We start from the raw sequence: 1,927 nt of genomic DNA on the forward strand, positions 1-1,927 counted from the left end.
GAAGGCTGCACCTGCGAAGAAGGCCGCACCTGCGAAGAAGGCCGCACCTGCGAAGAAGGCTGCACCCGCCAAGAAGGCCGCACCTGCCAAGAAGGCTGCACCTGCTAAGAAGGCCGCACCCGCCAAGAAGGCCAAGCGCTCATGAGCGACACCCTGAAGAACGCCCGCCGCATCGTCGTGAAGGTGGGCTCCAGCCTGGTCACGAACGAAGGCAAGGGCGTTGACGCCGAGGCCATTGGCAACTGGTGCCGCCAGATGGCCGCGCTGGCCGCCGACGGTCGCGAAGTCATCATGGTGTCAAGCGGTGCGATCGCCGAAGGCATGAAGCGCCTGGGCTGGACCACCCGCCCGAAAGAGCTGCACGAGTTGCAAGCCGCTGCCGCCGTCGGCCAGATGGGCCTGGCGCAGATGTACGAAACCCAGCTGCGCTCGCATGGCATGGGCAGCGCGCAGGTGCTGCTCACCCACGCCGACCTGGCCGACCGCGAGCGCTACCTCAATGCCCGCACCACGTTGCTGACGCTGCTGACGCACAAGGTCGTGCCGGTCATCAACGAGAACGACACCGTGGTCACCGACGAGATCAAGTTCGGTGACAACGACACCCTGGGCGCCCTGGTGGCCAACCTGGTCGAAGCCGATGCGCTGGTCATTCTCACCGACCAGAAGGGCCTGTACAGCGCCGACCCGCGCAAGGACCCGGCCGCCCGCTTCATCGACGTCTGCACCGCGGGTGACCCGGAGCTAGAGCGCATGGCCGGTGGTGCCGGCTCCAGCGTGGGCACCGGCGGCATGATCACCAAAGTGCTGGCCGCCAAGCGCGCCGCGCGCAGCGGGGCCTCCACCGTCATCGCCTGGGGCCGCGAGAGCGACGTGCTCGTGCGCCTGGCTCAAGGCGAGTCCATCGGTTCGCTGTTTGTGGCGGCCACGCAGAAAGTCACCGCCCGCAAGCAGTGGATGGCCGACCACCTGCAACTGCGCGGCGCCGTCGTGGTCGACGAAGGCGCTGCCACCCGCCTGCTCGAGGGTGGCGCCAGCCTGCTGCCCATCGGCATGGTCGAGGTGCTCGGTGATTTCCACCGAGGCGACGTCATCGCCGTGCGCAACCTGCGCGGAGAGGACATCGCCCGGGGCCTGGCCAACTACGCCAGCTCGGAGGCGCGCCTGCTGGTGCGCCGGCCTTCGGCCGAGATCGAAGCCCGCCTGGGTTTTGTCAACGAAGCCGAAATCATCCACCGGGACAACCTCGTCCTGGCTTGACGGCTCGCGCCAGGGTGAAATCAGGGTTATCCCCGGCCTGTGGGTGAGGGGGGCGGGGGCATTTTTGACCGCTGCTGTGGTCACTTTCCGGCTGGTGACAATTGCAGGGTTGAATTGACGGCATGATGATCGGGTCCCGCACGGGGCACCCGGTTCCCCCAGAAGGACGGACCAAGGGTTGTCACTGTCGGACACACCCCCACGCGGGGCGTTACAACGCTGTACCCGATCGGTTTCCGACCCCACCTTGGAGTCCTGTTCCATGTCCTTGTTCTCTCGCGCACTCTCGCGTTCCAAGCCCCTGGCCCTGGCCGCATCCGCCACCATCGCTGCCCTGGGCGTTGCCCCCGCAGCGCAGGCCAAAACCCTGGTCTGTGTCTGGGACGTCGCCGGCAAGACCGGTGATGTCTATGCCCAGGCCACCGACTACGCCATCACCATGCAAAAGCAGAAGGTGGACATCGAGCTCAAAGGCTACGTCGACGAGCGCGTGGCGGTCGAAGACTTCCGTGCCGGTCAGTGCGATGCCGTCATCTCCACCGCCCTGCGGCTGCGTCAGTTCAACCAGGTCTCGACCTCGATCGACTCCATCGGCTCGACCACCATCGTCAAGGGCGGCAAGGTCGACATCGACGCCTCGTACGAAGTCGTGCGCAAGGTCATCCAG

At 66.3% G+C, this 1,927-nt stretch carries 2 protein-coding genes; both read left to right on the forward strand.

Annotation, left to right across the window (positions count from 1 at the left end):
- Positions 1 to 141 precede the first annotated feature (141 nt).
- Positions 142 to 1,260 carry a glutamate 5-kinase gene (proB, locus tag B2W70_RS09860; RefSeq protein ID WP_286745282.1) on the forward strand — a complete coding sequence of 373 codons (1,119 nt, stop codon included), beginning with the start codon at positions 142 to 144 and terminating at the stop codon, positions 1,258 to 1,260.
- Positions 1,261 to 1,522: 262 nt separating this feature from the next.
- On the forward strand, positions 1,523 to 1,927 hold a 405-nt coding region (locus B2W70_RS09865; protein ID WP_286745283.1), incomplete at its 3' end, for a putative solute-binding protein.

Origin of the sequence: Aquabacterium sp. UBA2148, assembly GCF_002328915.1 — a bacterium.
Lineage (GTDB): Bacteria > Pseudomonadota > Gammaproteobacteria > Burkholderiales > Burkholderiaceae_C > Aquabacterium > Aquabacterium parvum.

Bases quoted from the DNA above. Each gene is read 5' to 3' on its own strand.
- proB (WP_286745282.1), top strand. From the start codon at position 142: ATGAGCGACACCCTGAAGAACGCCCGCCGCATCGTCGTGAAGGTGGGC.